18 protein-coding genes are annotated in these 18510 nt (G+C 60.8%); 9 read left to right on the forward strand and 9 right to left on the reverse strand.

The window, feature by feature from the left end:
* Positions 1-26: 26 nt before the first annotated feature.
* Positions 27-1316, reverse strand: a complete 1290-nt coding sequence (locus tag MUY21_RS00605; protein ID WP_248408485.1) for a glutamine synthetase family protein — start codon at positions 1314-1316, stop codon at positions 27-29.
* Between the two features lie 46 nt (positions 1317-1362).
* Positions 1363-2622 (reverse strand): cytochrome P450, encoded by a 1260-nt coding sequence (locus MUY21_RS00610; protein ID WP_248408486.1) that lies wholly within the window; start codon positions 2620-2622, stop codon positions 1363-1365.
* Positions 2623-2709: 87 nt separating this feature from the next.
* Between MUY21_RS00610 and MUY21_RS00615 the strand changes: the two genes are divergently transcribed.
* The gene (locus tag MUY21_RS00615; protein ID WP_248408487.1) at positions 2710-3417 is read left to right on the forward strand and encodes a type 1 glutamine amidotransferase; all 708 of its coding nucleotides are present in this window, start codon (positions 2710-2712) and stop codon (positions 3415-3417) included.
* Positions 3418-3423: 6 nt separating this feature from the next.
* On the opposite strand, the gene MUY21_RS00620 is transcribed toward MUY21_RS00615, so the two are convergent.
* Positions 3424-4074, reverse strand: a complete 651-nt coding sequence (locus tag MUY21_RS00620; protein ID WP_248408488.1) for a GntR family transcriptional regulator — start codon at positions 4072-4074, stop codon at positions 3424-3426.
* Positions 4075-4307: 233 nt separating this feature from the next.
* On the opposite strand from MUY21_RS00620, the gene MUY21_RS00625 reads away from it, so the two are divergent.
* The 6 genes from MUY21_RS00625 (at position 4308) to pta (ending at position 11304) form a co-directional block, all read left to right on the forward strand.
* A complete protein-coding gene (locus MUY21_RS00625) occupies positions 4308-5705 on the forward strand; it encodes an aminotransferase class III-fold pyridoxal phosphate-dependent enzyme (protein ID WP_248408489.1) in 1398 nt (465 codons plus the stop codon).
* Between the two features lie 99 nt (positions 5706-5804).
* A complete protein-coding gene (locus MUY21_RS00630; RefSeq protein ID WP_248408490.1) occupies positions 5805-6395 on the forward strand; it encodes a GNAT family protein in 591 nt (196 codons plus the stop codon).
* A gap of 121 nt (positions 6396-6516) precedes the next feature.
* Positions 6517-6819 (forward strand): hypothetical protein, encoded by a 303-nt coding sequence (locus MUY21_RS00635; protein WP_191284828.1) that lies wholly within the window; start codon positions 6517-6519, stop codon positions 6817-6819.
* Between the two features lie 54 nt (positions 6820-6873).
* Positions 6874-8352, forward strand: a complete 1479-nt coding sequence (locus tag MUY21_RS00640) for a PLP-dependent aminotransferase family protein (RefSeq protein WP_191284829.1) — start codon at positions 6874-6876, stop codon at positions 8350-8352.
* Positions 8353-8469: 117 nt separating this feature from the next.
* Entirely contained in the window at positions 8470-10242 is a 1773-nt protein-coding gene (xsc, locus tag MUY21_RS00645) for a sulfoacetaldehyde acetyltransferase (RefSeq protein WP_248408491.1), read from the forward strand.
* 57 nt (positions 10243-10299) lie between these two features.
* Positions 10300-11304: a phosphate acetyltransferase gene (pta, locus tag MUY21_RS00650; protein WP_248408492.1), complete on the forward strand. Its 1005-nt coding sequence runs from the start codon at positions 10300-10302 to the stop codon at positions 11302-11304.
* Here the strand turns inward: pta and MUY21_RS00655 are convergent.
* From MUY21_RS00655 to MUY21_RS00670, 4 genes are read right to left on the reverse strand one after another with little or no spacing between them, the layout of a single operon-like run.
* Positions 11301-12173 carry a phosphate acyltransferase gene (locus MUY21_RS00655; RefSeq protein WP_248408493.1) on the reverse strand — a complete coding sequence of 291 codons (873 nt, stop codon included), beginning with the start codon at positions 12171-12173 and terminating at the stop codon, positions 11301-11303. The two genes, pta and MUY21_RS00655, sit on opposite strands and share 4 nt — an antisense overlap.
* A gap of 20 nt (positions 12174-12193) precedes the next feature.
* On the reverse strand, positions 12194-12985 hold the full coding sequence (locus tag MUY21_RS00660) for a metal ABC transporter permease (protein ID WP_248408494.1): 792 nt from the start codon (positions 12983-12985) through the stop codon (positions 12194-12196).
* Positions 12975-13730: a metal ABC transporter ATP-binding protein gene (locus MUY21_RS00665; RefSeq protein ID WP_248408495.1), complete on the reverse strand. Its 756-nt coding sequence runs from the start codon at positions 13728-13730 to the stop codon at positions 12975-12977. The genes MUY21_RS00660 and MUY21_RS00665 overlap by 11 nt, the downstream gene beginning before the upstream one ends.
* A complete protein-coding gene (locus MUY21_RS00670; RefSeq protein ID WP_248408496.1) occupies positions 13727-14221 on the reverse strand; it encodes a Fur family transcriptional regulator in 495 nt (164 codons plus the stop codon). Before MUY21_RS00670 ends, MUY21_RS00665 begins: the two co-directional genes overlap by 4 nt.
* Positions 14222-14300: 79 nt before the next feature.
* Between MUY21_RS00670 and MUY21_RS00675 the strand changes: the two genes are divergently transcribed.
* On the forward strand, positions 14301-15230 hold the full coding sequence (locus MUY21_RS00675) for a zinc ABC transporter substrate-binding protein (RefSeq protein ID WP_248408497.1): 930 nt from the start codon (positions 14301-14303) through the stop codon (positions 15228-15230).
* 50 nt (positions 15231-15280) lie between these two features.
* On the opposite strand, the gene MUY21_RS00680 is transcribed toward MUY21_RS00675, so the two are convergent.
* Both MUY21_RS00680 and gabT read right to left on the reverse strand, forming a co-directional pair.
* Positions 15281-16492 carry an acyl-CoA dehydrogenase gene (locus MUY21_RS00680; protein ID WP_248408498.1) on the reverse strand — a complete coding sequence of 404 codons (1212 nt, stop codon included), beginning with the start codon at positions 16490-16492 and terminating at the stop codon, positions 15281-15283.
* 3 nt (positions 16493-16495) lie between these two features.
* The gene (gene gabT / locus MUY21_RS00685; protein ID WP_248408499.1) at positions 16496-17791 is read right to left on the reverse strand and encodes a 4-aminobutyrate--2-oxoglutarate transaminase; all 1296 of its coding nucleotides are present in this window, start codon (positions 17789-17791) and stop codon (positions 16496-16498) included.
* Between the two features lie 137 nt (positions 17792-17928).
* Between gabT and MUY21_RS00690 the strand changes: the two genes are divergently transcribed.
* Positions 17929-18510, forward strand: a complete 582-nt coding sequence (locus MUY21_RS00690; RefSeq protein ID WP_248408500.1) for a cupin domain-containing protein — start codon at positions 17929-17931, stop codon at positions 18508-18510.

Raw genomic sequence — 18510 nt, forward strand, 5'->3', positions numbered from 1 at the left:
TCATTTCTTCTTTATCTTTCCGTATGCTAGACGAAATGCACGTAGAAATCGCGCAGCCCGTCGCCCTCAAGGTCGCGGGTTTTGATGACTTCCTTGCGCTTTATGTAAATGTGGTTGTCGACCAGCAAGCGGCCCACGGCATCCCCCAGCGTCTGGTCGGCCTCAAGATCGTTCATCGCACGTTTCAAATCGACAGCCGTGCCGTCTGTGGCATCGGTTCGGTCAAAGCCATCACCCGTTTCCATCGGCCCCAGCGCATAATTGTTCTCAACCCCCAGCAGCGATGCCTGAAGCACGGCGGCAACCGCCGTATAGGGATTGGCCGTGGCATCCGCCATCCGGTGTTCAAGGCGCGACTTCGCGCCCCCTTCGTTGGAAATGCGCGTGGTGACATTGCGATGGTCGCCGCCCCAGTTGCGCCAATAGCCGGACAGGGTGCCGGGTTGCAGCCGCTGATAGGAATTGGTCGTGGGCGCGACCAGACCCGACAGCCCCTTGTGGTGGTGCATCAGACCGGCGATGCAGCCGCGCGCCAGATCGTTCATGTTCTCCGGCCCGCCAACCGGGCCGTTGTCCAGCGCGTTGCGCCCTTCCTGATCGCGGAAGCTGAAATTGACATGCATCCCCGATCCGCCTGCCTCGGCAATCGGTTTGGGCATGAAGGTCAGGACCAGACCGTGTTCCAACGCCACCTCGCGCGCCATCTGGCGGAACAACACGATGTCATCCATCTGCTTCAACGCTTCGTCGAAGGTCAGGGTAAATTCGAACTGCGGGCTGTCATATTCTGCGGTGATCATATCGACGTTGAAGCCCAGCTTGTCCGCGCGTTCCCAGATGTCATCGGTAAAGCGAAGCGGGTCGGAGAACGGGCCGGTCCCGTACACCACCCCACCCGGTGCGTCATAGGGCACAAGGCGACCGATCTCGTTGGCCATCAGGGCGTAGCACTCCAGCTCGATCCCGATCATCGGCGTGAGCCCCCGCGCCTGCCACGCCGCGATGGCGCGTTTCAGAGCTTGCCGTCCGCACAGCTCAAGCGGCGCACCATCCTGATCATAAAGATCGCCAATCACGATCTGGGTCGCGCTTTCCCAACTGTCCCGAATGTCTGCCTCGTTCCAGCGCAGTTCCATGTCCGGCAGGCCCTGCTTCATCATCGCGCCCGGCGCGTCCAGCAGATCCTTGTCGTAATGCACCCCGAAGGTTGACCGGCAGAAGCGTGTGTTTCCATCCTGGATCTTATGGTTGGGCAGGTATTTGCCGCGCAGAATGCTCAGGTGGTCGCACCAAAGGGCGCGCAAACGGTCTTTCATCTCACCTCCCTACCCGACAATTGTCAGGCCACCCCGATTGAGCGGGTTATGTCGCCTGCATCGTGACAGGCAGTTCTTTGATCCCACCGACAAAGTTGGACCGCAGGAACTTGTGATCCCCCGCCGGTTCCACCAGTTTGACGCGTTTTGCGAGTTCTTCAAACAAAACCCGCACCTCCAGCCGCGCCAAATGCATGCCTAGACACACATGCGGCCCACCCTGCCCGAAGGACATGTGCCGGTTTGGGCTGCGATGCAGGTTCACGCGATTGGGGTCGTCGAACACTTTTTCATCGCGGTTGGCCGAGATCCACCAATAAAGCACTTTATCACCTTCACGGATGGTCTTGCCGTGAATGTCGTGGTCGCAGGTCGCGGTGCGCCGGAAATAAAGCGCAGGCGTGGCCCAACGGATGATCTCGTCCGGCGCGGTGGTCCAGACATCACCACCCTCCTGCATCTGGCCCAGAAGCTCGGGCTGATGGCACATGGCCTGAATGCCCGCGGCAATCGAATAACGGGTTGTGTCGTTGCCTGCCGCCACGAGCAGACAGAAGAAGTTGCGAAACTCCTGTTCCGGCATGACGTTGCCATCCTTGTCCTGTTGCAGGATCATGTGCAGAACGCCATCAGTGTCGCCCTTGCGGTTCTTCTCCGCCATCAGCCGCTTTGCATAGTCAAAAAGCTCGGCCCCGGCAGGCGAGTTGAACGGCATCATCCGGTATTCGTCCGTCTCCATCTTGTCCAGAACGTGATCGGTGAAGTCCGGGTCGGTGTTGGCGATCAGTGCATCGCCCTTTTCGACAAGCCAAGGCAGGTCTTCGTCCGGCGTGCCAAGAATGCGCCCCAGCATCATCATCGGCAATTGCCGTGCAATTTCCTTGGTGGCGTCAAAGCTGCCCTTGTCCAGCGCCGCATCCAGAATGGGGTGGCACAATTCGCGGATCTGTTGCTCGAACCCGGCCACCACGGGGCGCGAAAACGCCTTGCCCACTTTCACCCGCGTTTTCATATGTTCGGGCGGGTCGGTTTCCTGAAAGGTGCGCCGCGCCAGATACTCCTCATAAGTCTGATCCTCCATCCGAATACCACGCGCCGAGGACATGACCTGATAGTTTCGGTTCAGCTCGGTCATATCGGCATGGCGCACGATGCTCCAGAACCCTTCCCCCCCGTCCCAATCTGTCCAACTGACGGGATCTTCACGTCGCAGCCGGGCGAACGTGTTGTGCGGCGCACCGTTCACGAAGGTGTCGTGACTGGACAGATCGGCAAATCCGTCGTCACTCGGGGTCCAGACCGTCATGCGCGCCTCCCTGGCTGCTGCGCGATTGTATGTTGCGCGTCTGAAAATATTTTATATAACGTGTTAAATATGTAAAGCGGAGAAATCATGCACATCGCGATCTTGATGACCAACACCGATGAAAGCGCATTTTCCCAGCAACATCCAAAGGATGGAGAGAAGTGGAAAGCGTTGCTTGCGCCGAAACGCCCCGGTTGGGCCTTCACCGTCTATTCGGTGAAAGATGGCAAGTTCCCAAAAAGCGAGTCGAATTATGACGGGTGGATCGTCACCGGTAGCCCGGCATCCGTGCATGATGACGCGCCGTGGATCGCGCGCTTGCTGGATCTGATCACCCGTATCGAAGCATCAGGAAAACCGCTGTTCGGCGCCTGCTTTGGTCATCAGGCCATCGCACTGGCCTTGGGGGGAGAGGTCGGCCAAAACCCGGATGGCTGGATCTTGGGATCGGTCGAAGTCGAAGCAACCGCCCGCCCGCCCTGGATGGAAGCACGCCGTTTCTGGCAATATGGCGCGCATATCGAACAGGTGACCACATTGCCCGGTGGTGCCGAAATCGTTTTGCGTCACGACGGCTGCCCGGTGGGTGGTTTCGTGATCGGAGATCACGTCTTCACCACGCAGAACCACCCGGAGATGACCCATGATTTCATCGCAGCCCTGATCGAGGAACTGGCGTCCGAAAAACCGGCCAATGTGATCGAAAAGGCCCGCGCCTCGTTGCCTCTGTCGGCCGACAATGGCTTGTTCTCGGATTGCATCATCCGGTTCTTTGAACACGAACGCGCTGCCTGACCCGCATCAACCCAGCTTTGCCAGCAGGTCCATGACCGTCACGCGGTCAAATTGGACATGACGGACCATCAGAGCCTCGGCCTCGTCAGCTTTGTGCGACAAGATCAACGCGGCAATCTGCCGGTGTTCCTCGGCACTTTGGGCGATGGCACCGGGATAGGCATAGCGCGCCCGATAGTAAGCCAGCAACTTGCGCGCGTTCATCTTGATCATGTCCAGAAGGAACGGGTTGCCTGACGCCTCGCCAACCTGTTTGTGAAACTCAAGGTTCAGCGCGTAATAGCCATCCGGGTTGCCATCCCCCTTGTCGCGCGCATGGGTGTCGCAGGCGTCAACAATCTGCATCAGTTGCGCGCCCGCTGGCGCAGAGATACGCCGCGCCGCAAGCCCCGCCGCCTGCCCTTCCAGCCGCGCGTGAACCTCGAGAATGGCCAGAAACTCCTCAAGCGTTGGCTTGAACAGGACAGCCCCCTTGCGCGGCTGGCGCAGGATCAGACCCATCGCGTCAAGCCGCAACAACGCTTCGCGCAGGGGCGTGCGCGACACTTCGTATTTCGCGATCAGCGCGTTTTCATCAATCGGATCACCGGGGCTTAATTCTCCCCGGTCAATCCCCGACAGGATCGCGTTCAAGACAGTTTCCGTTTGTCCGGCCATGGGGCGAGTTAAGCAAAATCGGCGGTGAAATCCACCCCCCGCATGGCAGAGACCGCAGATCGTCCACACGGGCTGCCCCTTGCGTTTCCCCTGCGCCCTGCCCGCAATCTGGACGTAAAACAAGATTGCGCTGGACCTATTTTTCGCGGCCAGAAATGTCATCCTTCTTTTTGATCAAAGATACTGAGTCCCCCGCCCTTGCGCGGCCGGACCACAACCCCCCGGAGGATAAAATGGACGGCGCCCTGAAGGAAAATGACATTTCGCATGTTGTCGAAGCAGACAAGGCCCATGTCTGGCATCACCTGACCCAGCACAAGCCGTTTGAAACGGTTGATCCCCGGATCATCGTTGAAGGAAAGGGGATGCGCGTCTGGGACCAGAACGGCAAGGAGTACATTGACGCCGTGTCGGGCGGCGTCTGGACGGTGAATGTCGGCTATGGCCGGGAAAGCATCGCGGATGTCGTGCGTGACCAACTGGTAACGCTGAACTATTTCGCAGGCTCGGCCGGATCCATTCCGGGGGCCATGTTCTCGGAAAAGCTGATCTCGAAAATGCCGGGCATGACCCGCGTCTATATTACGAATTCAGGCTCCGAGGCGAATGAAAAGGCGTTCAAGATGGTGCGCCAGATCGCGCATAAACGCTATGGCGGCAAGAAAACCAAGATCCTGTATCGCGACCGCGACTATCACGGCTCGACCCTTGCCGCGATGTCAGCCGGTGGGCAGGATGAACGCAACATGCAATATGGCCCGTTTGCCCCTGATTTCGTGCGCGTCCCCCACTGCATGGAGTATCGCAAGGATGAAATCGGGCTGGGTCATCTGTCTGGCGCTGAGCTGGGTCGCGCTGCCGCCGATCTGATCGAAGACGTGATCCTGCGCGAAGGCCCGGAGACGGTCGGTGCCCTGTGCCTTGAACCGATCACGGCCGGTGGCGGCGTGATCGAGCCGCCCGAAGGATATTGGGACCGCGTGCGCGAGGTATGCGACAAATACGACATCCTGCTGCATATCGACGAGGTCGTATGCGGACTTGGACGCACAGGCACCTGGTTCGGCTATCAGCACTATGGCATCCAGCCTGATTTCGTCACCATGGCGAAGGGTGTTGCCTCGGGCTATGCGGCGATTGCCTGCTGCGTCACCACCGAGAAGGTGTTCGAGATGTTCAAAGACAACTCGGACGATGTTCTGAACCATTTCCGCGACATCTCGACCTTCGGAGGCTGCACCGCCGGCCCGGCGGCCGCGCTGGAAAACATGCGGATCATCGAGGACGAGGGGCTGCTGGAAAACACCACCAAGATGGGCGAACGGATGCTTGGCAACCTGAAGGCTTTGATGGACAAGCACGCGGTGATTGGCGATGTGCGCGGCAAGGGCCTGTTTCTAGGCGCCGAGCTGGTGAAGGATCGCGAGACGAAAGAGCCGGTATCGGAAAAGGACATCGCCGCCGTCGTGGCCGACTGTGGCGCGCAGGGTGTGATCATCGGGGCCAGCAACCGCTCGATCCCCGGGCGCAACAACGTGCTTTGCTTCAGCCCGGCGCTGATCGTGACTGCCGATGACGTGGATCGGATCACCGATGCCGTCGACAACGCCTTGGCCAAGGTTTTCGGCTAGGACGTACCCACTCACGGAAGAAAGGCGGGCCTTTTCATTGGCCCGCTTTTTTGCATTCTGGGCGTGACTGTCGTCACCCATTGCAGGAAGGACAATTCCATGTGGCCCGCCCCCATCACCCTGACCGGAAATCACGTCGTGCTTGCACCTCTGACGCCGGATCATGCCCCAGCCCTGCGGGACGCCAGCGCAGAAGGGGCGCTTCACAAGCTGTGGTACACCTCGGTTCCCCGCCCCGAGGAAATGGAAGCCGAAATCGAGCGCCGGCTTGGATTGCAAAAAGCAGGATCCATGTTGCCGTTCTGCGTGATGACGCCGGACGAAACTCCGGTCGGCATGACCACCTATATGAATATCGACGCGGCAAACCGACGGGTCGAGATCGGATCGACTTGGTATCGCCCATCCGTGCAACGCGGGCCGCTGAACACCGAAGCCAAGCGACTGTTGTTGGCACATGCTTTCGATACACTTGACTGTATCGCGGTTGAATTTCGCACCCACTTTATGAACCAGCAAAGCCGACGCGCGATCGAACGATTGGGCGCCAAGCTGGATGGCGTCCTGCGCAGTCATCAAATCGGACCCGGTGACGCGATCCGCGACACGGCGGTTTATTCGATCATTGCATCCGAATGGCCTGCCGTGCGCGCGAACCTGACCTGGAAGCTGGAACAGCCTCGCTGCTGATGGCGGTTTGCCGCCGGGCCTGACCGCAGGTTCGGCGGCGATACTAGACTTTTCGGCAAAATGTTCTATATTTGTTCTCATGTGATGGTTGTGAAACAGATCAGGAACAGGAGGATCGAACATGCACGCTGCCCGCACTTTGCCGCCGACTCCGAAACAGGTCGACTATGCCCGCCATATCGCTGCCCGGTTGGGGGCAGACATCCCGGCCGACAAGATCAGTGACCGTGCCGCCCTGTCCGCGTGGATCGGGGAACATCAGGCACGCCTGAACGCGACCACACCGCGCGTCACCGACGGGCGCGCGACTTCGCGTCAGGTGGCCTTTGCCGAACGCATTGCACGACTGAAACGCCGTGCGATCCCGGATGAATGCTTCCGCGATGCCGGTCTGATGTCGGCCTGGATATCGTCCAATCGCTGAACTGGCATTATGTCCAGATTGCCATGGAACTAGGTCCACGCTAGGGTCGCCTGCATGGCTGCCCCCGTTGAAACCTTTTTTCTGGATCAAGACGCCCAAGGCACGCTTCAGGCGCAGATCCAGCAGATGATCGCCGAGGCGATCCTGTCCGGGCGGCTGCCGCGTGGCGAAAAGCTGCCATCGACCCGGCGCCTGTCGGCGCATCTGGGGGTCAGCCGGATCACGGTCACGCTTGCTTATACCGAGTTGCAGGCAAACGACTATCTGACGTCGAAGGGGCGCAGCGGCTTCTATGTCTCTGAAAACGCGCCGGAACCTCCTTCGTTCAAACTGCGTGCGCGAGGCGAGGACAAGGTGGATTGGGTGCGCGCCATCGGCACCAGCTTTACCGGGGGCAGCACGCCCGCAAAGCCGCTGGACTGGCGGCGGATGAAATACCCGTTCATCTATGGGCAGGCCGATCCGACGCTGTTTGACCACAACTCATGGCGGCTTTGTGCGCTTCGGGCTTTGGGGCAAAAAGACCACCCGGCGATGATGCGCGATTATTATGACCAGGATGATCCGCAACTGACCGAATTCATTGCACGCCACATCCTGCCCCGGCGTGGTATTCTGGCCCGACCAGAAGAGATTCTGATCACGCTGGGCGCCCAGAACGCGCTGTGGCTGACGGCGCAGGTCCTGCTGACCCAGCGGCGCACGGCGGCGATCGAAGATCCTTGCTATTATTCCTTGCGCGATATCCTGACGCAAAGCCGCTGTCATCTTGTGAGAATTCCGGTGGATCGGGGCGGGTTGGCCCCCGATGCGCTGCCCGATGGCACGGATGTCATCTATACTACGCCCAGCCATCAAAGCCCGACAACGGCCACGATGCCGCTGGACCGGCGCAAGGCGTTGCTGAAACGCGCCCGCGAGCTGGAAGCGGTGGTCGTCGAAGACGACTATGATTTCGAGATGTCGTTCCTGAACCCACCCTCACCCGCCTTGAAATCGCTGGATCGCGAAGGGCGTGTGATCTATGTCGGCAGCTTCTCGAAATCGCTGTTTCCCGGCCTGCGCCTTGGCTATCTGGTCGGGTCGGAACCCTTTATCCGCGAGGCACGCGCGCTGCGGTCTTTGGTGCTGCGTCACCCGCCCGGATTGATCCAACGCACCGTGGCCTACTTTCTGTCTCTGGGGCATTACGACGCCCTGATCCGCCGGATTGGGGCGGCCTATCACGACCGGCGCGACGTGATGAACACCGCGATCGAGGATGCCGGCCTGACCATCGCAGGGCGCGGCGTCTTTGGCGGCTCGGCCTTCTGGATGCGCGCACCCGAGGGCATCGACACACGCCTGCTGGCGGATCGTTTGATGGCACATGAAGTCGTGATCGAACCCGGCGCTCCTTTCTTTGCAAGCAGCACGCCGCCGCGCAACTTCTTTCGCATCGCCTACAGCTCGATCCCAGCATCCCGCATTCCCAAGGGGATATCCCTGATCGCGCGTGAAATCGCGGAAATGCAACAGACTGGCGCCAAATAGCCCAGTCAACTGGCCCTATAGCAAGCCCCCCGTGCTGCCTAAGAATATTGGCAACACCACGCCTGCCCGGCACCGCGGATCACCGGAACAGGCGTTGTTTTCAAGGGAGAGTTCCAGATGAAGATGACCACCGAAGAAGCCTTTGTGAAAACGCTTCAACTGCACGGAATCGAACACGCGTTCGGCATCATTGGCTCGGCCTTCATGCCGATTTCCGACAACTTCCCCGCCGCGGGCATCACTTTCTGGGACTGCGCCCATGAAGGGTCGGGCGGGATGATGGCCGATGGATACACCCGCGCCACTGGCAAGATGTCGATGATGATCGCGCAGAACGGCCCCGGCATCGCGAACTTCGTGACTGCCGTGAAAACCGCCTATTGGAACCACTCGCCCCTTCTGCTGGTGACGCCGCAAGCAGCCAACAAGACCATTGGCCAGGGCGGGTTTCAGGAGATCGAGCAAATGAACATGTTTGCCGATTGCGTGGCCTATCAGGAAGAGGTCCGCGACCCGTCGCGCATCGCGGAAGTGCTGAATCGGGTGATCCTGAACGCCAAGCGGGCCTGCGCGCCGGCCCAGATCAACATTCCGCGCGATTACTGGACGCAGGTGATCGACATCGAATTGCCCGAAATCGTGACCTTCGAGCGCCCGGCAGGCGGCGAGCAGGCATTGTCCCAGGCCGCCGATCTTCTGTCCCATGCGAAATTTCCGGTGATCCTGAACGGGGCAGGTGTCGTGCTGGGCGGGGCAATCGAAGAATCAATGGAACTGGCCGAGCGGCTCGATGCGCCTGTCTGCGTGGGGTATCAGCACAACGACGCCTTCCCGGGCAGCCACCCTCTGTTCGCGGGACCTTTGGGCTATAACGGCAGCAAGGCCGCGATGGAGCTGATCCAGAAAGCCGATGTGGTGCTGGCGCTTGGCACGCGTCTCAACCCGTTCTCGACCCTGCCAGGTTATGGGCTGGATTACTGGCCGAAAGACGCCAGGATCATTCAGGTGGATATCAATCCCGACCGGATCGGCCTCACCAAGAAGATCAGCGTGGGGATCGTAGGCGATGCCAAGAAAGTGGCAACGACGCTTCTGCACAAACTGTCGGCAGATGCAGGCGATGCAAGCCGCGAAGAACGCAAGTCGACCATTGCCCAGACCAAATCCGCCTGGGCACAGCAATTGTCGTCGATGGATCACGAAGACGATGACCCCGGGACCACCTGGAACGAACGCGCGCGCGATGCAAAACCCGACTGGATGAGCCCGCGCATGGCGTGGCGCGCCATTCAGGCCGCCCTTCCGAAAGAGGCGATCATCTCGTCCGACATCGGCAACAACTGCGCCATCGGCAACGCTTATCCGACGTTCGAGGCGGGCCGGAAGTACCTGGCGCCCGGCCTGTTTGGCGCGTGCGGTTATGGCCTGCCTGCAGTCGTGGGCGCCAAGATCGGCTGCCCGGACATACCAGTGGTGGGGTTCTCGGGCGATGGGGCCTTCGGCATCGCCGTCACCGAACTGACCGCGATCGGGCGCGAAGAATGGCCTGCCATCACGCAAATCGTGTTCCGCAACTATCAATGGGGCGCCGAGAAGCGCAACTCGACCCTGTGGTATGACGACAATTTCGTCGGGACCGAGCTGGACACCCAGGTCAGCTATGCGGGCATTGCCAAGGCGTGTGGCCTGCAAGGCGTCGTGGCGCGGACCATGGACGAACTGACCGCCGCCCTGGACCAAGCGATCAAGGATCAGAAAGAGGGCAAGACCACCATCATCGAGGCGATGATCAACCAGGAACTTGGTGAACCGTTCCGCCGCGATGCGATGAAAAAGCCGGTGGTTGTCGCCGGGATCAGCAAGGCTGACATGCGCCCGCAAAAGGTTTGACGTTCCGGCCGGGCGTCATGGTGAGGCCCGGTAATCCCATACGAAAGGCTCACTCTGATGAAGCCGCTGGAAACGCTTCTGCGCAACGCCGCAAGATCCAATCACAGGATCATGCTGTCCGAAGGCAGCGCGCTGCGGGTGGTGCAGGCTGCGCATGACGCGGCCTCGCAAGGCATTGCACAGGTCGGGCTTGTGGGAAACCTGTCAGAGATCAACGCCACCTTCGACACGCTTGGCTTGAAATGCATCGACGGGATCACACTTCACGAGCCTGCAACCTCGCCACATCTGAAGGAACTTGCGGCACTCTATTACGAGCTTCGCAAGCATAAGGGCATCACACAAAGCCAGGCTGACGTTGCGGCGCTGAACCCCCATGTGTTCTCAGCGTTGATGGTAAAGGCGGCGCACGCGGACGGCACTGTCGGCGGTGCCACCGCCACCACCGCCGAGATCGTGCGCACCGCCCTTCAGGTCATCGGCCCGAAACCTGACACAAAACTGGTGTCGAGCTTTTTCCTGATGCTGTTTTGCGAGGTGCACCACGCCCGCAAGGGCGCGATGATCTTTGCCGACAGCGGGCTGGTGGTGGATCCGACGGCAGAGGAAATGGCGCAGATCGCGTTGTCTTCGGCGGACTCGTTCATCACCCTCACAGGCGAGGTGCCGCGCGTGGCGATGCTTTCCTTCTCGACCCGCGGCAGTTCGGAGCACCACTCGGTGTCCAAGGTCGTGACCGCGACACAAATTGCGAAACAGCGTGCTCCCGATCTGTTGATTGATGGTGAGTTGCAGTTCGACGCCGCCTTCGTGCCGGATGTGGCCGCCCGAAAGGCCGAGGGCAGCCCGTTGGAGGGTGTTGCCAACGTGTTCATTTTCCCCAACCTGGAAAGCGGCAACATCGCCTACAAGATCGCCCAGCGCGTGGGCGGGGCCACGGCCATCGGTCCCGTGCTTCAGGGGTTGTCCAAGCCTGCCAACGATCTGTCACGCGGCTGTACGGCCGAAGATATTCTGCACATGATCGCCGTGACGGCCGCGCAAGCCAGCGCCAACGCCTAGCTGGCCCGCGACATCCGATCTGCCGCGATCGCCAGCACCGTGCTGGCCACGATGTCATCGACTGTCGCGCCGCGCGACAGATCGCAAACCGGGCGCTTGAACCCTTGCAGGATCGGCCCGTAGGCGCGTGCGCCGGCCAGTTCGACCATCAGCTTATAGGCGATATTGCCGGCATCCAGGTTTGGAAATACCAACACATTGGCATCCCCCTGCCCTGCACTGCCTTTCTGCGCGGCAATGGCGCGGTTCAGGGCGGCGTCCCCCTGCACGGGACCGGGAAATCCCGAAAGCTCTGCGGCGCTGGCAACCTTGTCGACGGACGGGCCGCTGCCGGATTGCCCAGTTGAATAAGACAGCAGCGCCACCCGTCCCGCACCCAAAAGCCGCGTCGCTGACAGGTGCGAGCTTCTTGCAATATCAGTCAGTTGCGCGGCGTCTGGCTCCACAGTCACGGCGCAATCGGCAAAAATCATCTCGCGCCCATCCGGTAAGACCATCAGGAAAAAGCTCGATGGCGTTGTGGTGCCCTCCTCCAGCCCGATCACCATCGACGCCGCCTCGATCACACGGCGCGAGGGTGCGAGGGCACCTGCGACCAGGATGTCTGCCTCGCCGGTGGCCACCATGGCCGCCGCCTGCATCAAGGGTCGCTGCAGCATCCGGGCGGCAATGCGGTCGCGCATTGGGCGTGCTGTCATCAGCGCCTTCACATGATGCGCCTTCGGCTGGGAAAGCTGCACCGGCACAGCCAGTCCTTCGCGCTGCAACCTGTCCGCCGCAGCCGCGATGCGCGCATCATCACCTTCAGGTATTATGACCTTTGCCTGCGCGGTCCGGGCGATCTGAATGGCGCGATCAAGGGCGGGCATGTCGGGTCCTTCTGGCACGGTCAGGCTTCTCGGACAGTGCTGTACCCTGTCAGCACCAGATAGATCAACGCCGCCGCCACGATGATCGACGGACCGGCGGGCGTGTCATATTGCAACGATCCCCACAATCCGGCCAGGCTGGCACCCCACCCGATCAGAACCGCCGTCACTGCCATGGCGACCGGGCTGGATGACACGAGCCGGGCCGCAGCCGCCGGAATGATCAGCAAGGCCGAGATCAGAAGCGCCCCGACCACCTTCAAAGACACTGCGACCACGATGGCAAGCGACAGGGTCAGCACGATCCCCTCGCGCGTCGGATTGATGCCCGAGGCCGCCGCCAGATCCGGGCTGAGTGTCGACAGAAGCAGACGTGACCAGCGCCAGGCAATCAGCCCGGCAATCGCCAGCGCACCGCCCCAGACCAGCACCAGATCGCCCCGCGTCACCGCCAGAATATCGCCAAACAGGAAAGCGGACAGGTCCACCCGCACACCAGGCGCGAAGGAAATGGCCACCAGCCCCGCCGACAGGGCCGAATAGGACAGAACCCCCAGCCCGGTATCGGGCGACTGACCGCGAGCTGACATCCAGCTGATCGCCAGCGCCATGGCAAGAGCAATCACCAACGTGCCCAGCCAGATGGGCAGTGCCATCAAAAGCGCCAGCGCGACACCCAGGATCGCCGCATGTGCCGTTGCGTCCCCGAAATAGGCCATCCGCCGCCAAACCACGAATGCCCCCAGCGGCCCGGTGGCGATCGACACGCCGATCCCGGCCAGAGCCGCGCGCAACAGGAAATCATCCAGCATGCGCGATATCCTTTTTGGCAACATGTTCATGGTCGCAGTCGTGATGCGCGTGATCATGTTCGTGTTGATACAGCGCCAGCGCACCCTGTGTGCCTTGCCCAAACAGCGCCCGGTACTCCGGCGCGTCCCGCACCACATGCGGGGTGCCTTCGCAACAGACATGACCATTCAGGCAAATCACCCGGTCCGAGGCGCTCATCACCACATGCAGGTCATGGGACACCATCAGGACGGCAACCCCCATTTCGCGGCGCACGGTTTCGATCAAGCGGTAAAACGCGGCCTCGCCGTTCTGATCCAGCCCTTGCGTCGGCTCGTCCAGCACCAGCAGGTCGGGCCTGGCCAGCAACGCGCGCGCCAGCAACACGCGCTGGAACTGACCGCCCGACAACTCGGCGACCTGTTGACGGGCGACGTCGGGCACCCCAACGCGCCGTAAAACCTCGGCCTGTTCAGCGGGGCTGTGACGAGTAGGCAGGTTCAGAAAACAGGACACCGGCATTGGCAGGCTGCGATCCAGTGCCAGTTTCTGCGGCACATAGCCGACCACAAGCCCCGGCTTTCTGCTGATCTGCCCCGACACACGCAACATCCCCAGCAAGGCGCGCAGCAAGGTGGATTTGCCCGACCCGTTGGGGCCGACAATCGTAACGATCTCGCCAGGGTCGATCGAGATATTGACGCCGCGCAGAACCTGCCGTCGCCCATGCGACACCGAAAGATCCCGGGCGGTGATCAAGCTCATGCCGCCGCCTCGCCCGCGCAGGTGGGGCACAGACCCAGCGCCTCGATATTGCTGCGTTCGACGGTGAACCCAACGCCATTTGCAATGCGATCAACTTCTTCCCGAACAGATTGTCCGGGCGTTTCCGCAACCGCCTTGCACGCCTTGCAAATCAAGAACACCGGCGCGTGATCGCTACCGGGGGATGAACAGGCGGCAAAGGCGTTCAATCTGCGGATACGATGGACAAAGCCTTGATCCACAAGGAATTCCAATGCGCGATAAGCGACCGGAGGTTGGCTTCCGAACCCCTCGGCGGACAAACGTTCCAAAACGTCATAGGCCCCTATCGCCCGGTGTTCTTCCAACAAGATTTCCAGCACGCGTTTTCGGACAGGCGTCAGACGCGCGCCGCTTTCGCGGCATATATTCTGGGCACGCGACAGAACATCATGGGTGCAGGCTTCGTGGTCATGGGACTGAAAGGCGCAGGAGGGATCGTGATCACTCATTCGGGTTTGACATCTCGGTTATGTAATATTATCACTTTCAAAATGGTATAACATTACACTCACCATCTCAAGGCCGAACATGTACCGCTTTACCCTTCCCGCGCTTTTTCTGTCTGCCACACCGCTTGCCGCTGATCCGCCGCGCGTCGTGACGGATATTGCCCCCGTTCATTCACTGGTCGCGACCGTGATCGGCGATCTGGCCCGGCCGGAGCTTTTGCTGCCCCAAGGCGCGGACCCCCACGCCTTTCAAATGCGCCCCTCGCAGATGCGCGCGCTGTCACAGGCCGATCTGGTGTTCTGGGTCGGGGCCGAGTTGACCCCCTGGCTGGAACGCGCCCTGCCCGGCGACGGCACATCCCGCACGGTCGCGCTTCTGGATCTGCCCGGCACCCACCTGCGCGAAGCCAGCCACAGCCATGATGCGCATGACGACCACAGTGATCACGATGATCACGAGAAGAATGAACACCATGACGGGCACGCGCATGACCCGCATGCATGGCTGTCACCGGAAAACGGGGCGGTCTGGTTGAACGAAATCGCCCAAGCACTCGCCCACCATGACCCCGAGAACGCTGAACAGTATCGCGCGAATGCCACTGACGCACTGGCGCGCTTGCAACAGACAGATACAGAAATCGCGACGCTGTTGGACCCTGTTCGGAACCACGGCTTTGTCGTCTTTCACGATGCCTATGGGTATTTCACCGACCATTACGGCCTGTCATCGCTGGGGGCGGTGCGCGAAAGTGACAGCGCCCCGCCCTCGGCTGCGCGACTGGCCGAGATCGAGGAACTGTTGAACAGCGGCCGGGTGGCGTGTGTGTTCGCAGAAGCGGCCGAGGGTCAAGACATGATGCGCGATCTTGTCGATGGCACAAACATTGGCTTCGGAGTGCTGGACCCGAACGGCTCAAACCTGCTCCCCGGGCCAAACCTCTACACGGATCTGTTGCAGGGCCAAGCCGGTGCGATTGCGGAATGTCTGGGTGACTCCGCAAGCTGATCACGAAAAAGGGCGCCAACCGGCGCCCTTTCATATTGGATCTGACCAGTTCAGAAAAACGCCTGCAATCCGGTCTGCGCGCGTCCAAGGATCAGGGCGTGAACGTCATGGGTGCCTTCATAGGTGTTGACGGTTTCAAGGTTCACCATGTGGCGGATCACGTGGAATTCCTGGCTGATCCCGTTGCCGCCATGCATATCACGGGCGTGGCGCGCGATCTCCAGCGCCTTGCCGCAATTGTTGCGCTTGATCAGGCTGACCATTTCCGGTGCGGCCCTCGCCTCATCCATCAAACGCCCGACACGCAGTGCAGCTTGCAGGCCCAGGGTGATCTCGGTCTGCATGTTGGCCAGCTTCAATTGAAACAATTGCATCTGCGCCAGCGGCTTGCCGAATTGCTTGCGGTCCAGCCCGTACTGGCGCGCGGCATGCCAACAGGCTTCCGCCGCCCCCATCGCGCCCCATGCAATACCATAGCGCGCGCGGTTCAGACAGCCGAACGGCCCTTTCAGCCCCTCAACATTCGGCAACAGCGCATCTTCGGACACCTCGACATTGTCCATCACGATCTCGCCGGTGATCGACGCGCGCAGGGATTGCTTGCCCTCGATCTTCGGTGCCGAGAGACCCTTGGCGCCCTTGTCCAGCACGAAGCCCTTGATCTTGCCGCCATGGGCATCGGACTTGGCCCAAACCACGAACACATCCGCAATCGGCGCGTTTGAAATCCACATCTTCGACCCGTTCAGCACATAGCCGCCATCGACCTTTTTCGCCGTGGTCTTCATGCTGCCGGGGTCCGATCCGGCGTCAGGCTCGGTCAGGCCGAAACAGCCGATCCATTCGCCCGCGGCCAGTTTCGGCAAGTATTTCTTGCGCTGCTCGTCCGTGCCGTAGGCATAGATCGGATACATCACCAGCGACGATTGCACCGACATCATCGAGCGATAGCCGCTGTCCACCCGCTCGACCTCGCGCGCGACCAGGCCATAGGTCACATAGCCCGCGCCAAGCCCGCCATATTCCTCGGGGATCGTGGTGCCCAACAGCCCCATCTCGCCCATCTCGGCAAAAATCGCCGGGTCGGTTTCTTCGTTCTCAAATGCATCCGTGACACGCGGCAACAGTTTCTCCTGCGCATAGGCAAAGGCACTGTCGCGGATCATGCGTTCGTCTTCTTCCAACTGCGCGTCCAGCAGGAACGGGTCTTCCCAGTTGAAGCTGGACAGTTCCGGGCGGGATTGCGGGGCAAGATCGGCCATGTCTCAGGCTCCTTTCGCGTTGATGGCAGCCTCGATCGAGGCTTCAAGGATATCAAGGGCTTCGTCCAGTTGATCCATCGGAACGGTCAACGGGGGCAGAAGCCGCACGGCATTGGCGCGGGTGCCACAGGGCAGGATGATCAGCCCGCGCGCCTCGGCCTCGGCCACGATGGCTTGGGTCAGGGCCGTGTCGGGGGCGTTGCTGTCGCGATCCGTGACCAGTTCAAAGGCGACCATCGCCCCCAACCCGCGCACGTCGCCAATCGCCTCCATCCCTTGCCGGGACGCGATGTCGGTCAGGCGGTCCATGATCTTGTCACCAATCTCGGTGGCGCGGGCGCACAGGTTTTCTTCGTCGATCACGTCCAGCACGGCGTTGGACGCCGCAACCGCCAAAGGGTTGCCCGCATAGGTGCCGCCGATGCCGCCCACCGGGGCTGCATCCACGACCTCTTTGCGGCCGGTTACGGCGGACAGGGGGAAACCACCCGCCAACCCCTTGGCCATGGTAACAAGATCGGCGGCCACATCTGCATGTTCAAAGGCAAACATCTTGCCGGTCCGCGCGATGCCTGCCTGCACCTCGTCTGCGATCAGGACGATGCCATGTTCATCGCAGATCTTGCGCAAAGTGCGCAGGAATTCGGGCGGGGCAATATTGAACCCCCCTTCCCCTTGCACGGGTTCAATGATCATCGCGGCGACCCGTTCGGGGTCGATCGAGCTTTTGAACATGTTGTCGAGCACCGAAAGCGACACCTCAATCGAGGTGCCATGAAATGCATTCGGGAACGGAACATGCACGACCTCGGGCGGCATCGCGCCAAAGGCTTTCTTGTATGGGGTCACCTTGCCACACAGCGCCATCCCCATCAGGGTGCGTCCGTGAAAGGCGCCGGTGAAGGCGATGACCCCCGACCGGCCGGTAAAGGCGCGCGCCATCTTCACGGCGTTTTCAACCGCCTCTGCCCCGGTCGTCACCAGCATGGTCTTCTTGGTGAAATCACCCGGCGTGGCGGCGTTCAGACGCTCGGCCAGTTTCACATAACCTTCATAGGGGGCGACGTGAAAACAGGTATGGGTGAATGCTTCGGCCTGCTGGGCCACGGCGGCCATGATCTTGGGGTGACGGTGGCCGGTGTTGTTCACCGCAATTCCCACTGCAAAGTCGATGTAGCGTTTGCCATCCACATCCCACAGCTCGGCATTTTCGGCGCGCGCGGCATAGATGCCACGGGTGGCGACCCCACACGCAACAGCTTCATTGCGCCGCGCCTTCAATTGTTCGGTGTTCGACATGCAACCCCCCATAGCGAAATTTGATTCCGCTCCATATTGCGCAAAATCCTGCGCAATGCTATCAAAATTTTGCGCAATATATGCGAAAGCGAAAACCGGCGCAGCCTGTCGCAAGGCATCAGGGAAGAGGAACGCAGATGCAGGACGAGTTCGATGTCGGCACCCGGCTGAAAACGCTCAGGCAGCAATTTGGCTTGTCTCAAAGGCAGTTGGCCGAGGCAGCACAAGTGCCACATGGACAGATATCCATGATCGAACGCAACCATTCCTCTCCCTCCGTCGCCAGCTTGCGCAAGATATTGGGCGGGTTGAACATGTCCATGTCCGAATTTTTTGAGCCCGAAGCCCCCGCGACTCACCAGGTGTTCTTCACCCCGTCCGAGCTGCGCGACCTGACATCCGCACTGTATCAGGACAACGAGGCGGCGCGGAAAATGATCACCATCCGGCAGGTGGGCGACGCCAAGGCGCACGGGCTTCAGGTCTTGCAGGAACTCTATGAGCCCGGCGCGGATACGGGCGAGACCATGATCGAACACGACGCCAACGAAGGCGGTATCGTGATCGAGGGCGAGTTGGAGGTCACCGTGGGCGACGCCACGCGCGTTCTTAAAGCGGGCGATGCCTATCTGTTCAATTCGCGCGAACCACACCGTTTCCGCAACATCTCGGACCGTCCCGCCCGCGTCGTGTCCGCCTGCACCCCGCCTTACCTATAG

This window comes from Aliiroseovarius sp. S2029 (genome assembly GCF_023195575.1).
GTDB classification, from domain to species: domain Bacteria; phylum Pseudomonadota; class Alphaproteobacteria; order Rhodobacterales; family Rhodobacteraceae; genus Aliiroseovarius; species Aliiroseovarius zhejiangensis.

Excerpts from the sequence above, each read along its gene's own strand:
- pta (WP_248408492.1), top strand. The coding sequence starts at position 10,300 with ATGAAGCCGCTGGAAACGCTTCTGCGCAACGCCGCAAGATCCAATCAC.
- MUY21_RS00660 (WP_248408494.1), bottom strand. The coding sequence starts at position 12,985 with ATGCTGGATGATTTCCTGTTGCGCGCGGCTCTGGCCGGGATCGGCGTG.
- gabT (WP_248408499.1), bottom strand. The coding sequence starts at position 17,791 with ATGTCGAACACCGAACAATTGAAGGCGCGGCGCAATGAAGCTGTTGCG.
- xsc (WP_248408491.1), top strand. The coding sequence starts at position 8,470 with ATGAAGATGACCACCGAAGAAGCCTTTGTGAAAACGCTTCAACTGCAC.
- MUY21_RS00610 (WP_248408486.1), bottom strand. The coding sequence starts at position 2,622 with ATGACGGTCTGGACCCCGAGTGACGACGGATTTGCCGATCTGTCCAGT.
- MUY21_RS00635 (WP_191284828.1), top strand. The coding sequence starts at position 6,517 with ATGCACGCTGCCCGCACTTTGCCGCCGACTCCGAAACAGGTCGACTAT.
- MUY21_RS00625 (WP_248408489.1), top strand. The coding sequence starts at position 4,308 with ATGGACGGCGCCCTGAAGGAAAATGACATTTCGCATGTTGTCGAAGCA.
- MUY21_RS00620 (WP_248408488.1), bottom strand. The coding sequence starts at position 4,074 with ATGGCCGGACAAACGGAAACTGTCTTGAACGCGATCCTGTCGGGGATT.
- MUY21_RS00690 (WP_248408500.1), top strand. The coding sequence starts at position 17,929 with ATGCAGGACGAGTTCGATGTCGGCACCCGGCTGAAAACGCTCAGGCAG.
- MUY21_RS00670 (WP_248408496.1), bottom strand. The coding sequence starts at position 14,221 with ATGAGTGATCACGATCCCTCCTGCGCCTTTCAGTCCCATGACCACGAA.
- MUY21_RS00640 (WP_191284829.1), top strand. The coding sequence starts at position 6,874 with ATGGCTGCCCCCGTTGAAACCTTTTTTCTGGATCAAGACGCCCAAGGC.
- MUY21_RS00605 (WP_248408485.1), bottom strand. The coding sequence starts at position 1,316 with ATGAAAGACCGTTTGCGCGCCCTTTGGTGCGACCACCTGAGCATTCTG.
- MUY21_RS00630 (WP_248408490.1), top strand. The coding sequence starts at position 5,805 with ATGTGGCCCGCCCCCATCACCCTGACCGGAAATCACGTCGTGCTTGCA.
- MUY21_RS00615 (WP_248408487.1), top strand. The coding sequence starts at position 2,710 with ATGCACATCGCGATCTTGATGACCAACACCGATGAAAGCGCATTTTCC.
- MUY21_RS00675 (WP_248408497.1), top strand. The coding sequence starts at position 14,301 with ATGTACCGCTTTACCCTTCCCGCGCTTTTTCTGTCTGCCACACCGCTT.
- MUY21_RS00655 (WP_248408493.1), bottom strand. The coding sequence starts at position 12,173 with ATGCCCGCCCTTGATCGCGCCATTCAGATCGCCCGGACCGCGCAGGCA.
- MUY21_RS00680 (WP_248408498.1), bottom strand. The coding sequence starts at position 16,492 with ATGGCCGATCTTGCCCCGCAATCCCGCCCGGAACTGTCCAGCTTCAAC.
- MUY21_RS00665 (WP_248408495.1), bottom strand. The coding sequence starts at position 13,730 with ATGAGCTTGATCACCGCCCGGGATCTTTCGGTGTCGCATGGGCGACGG.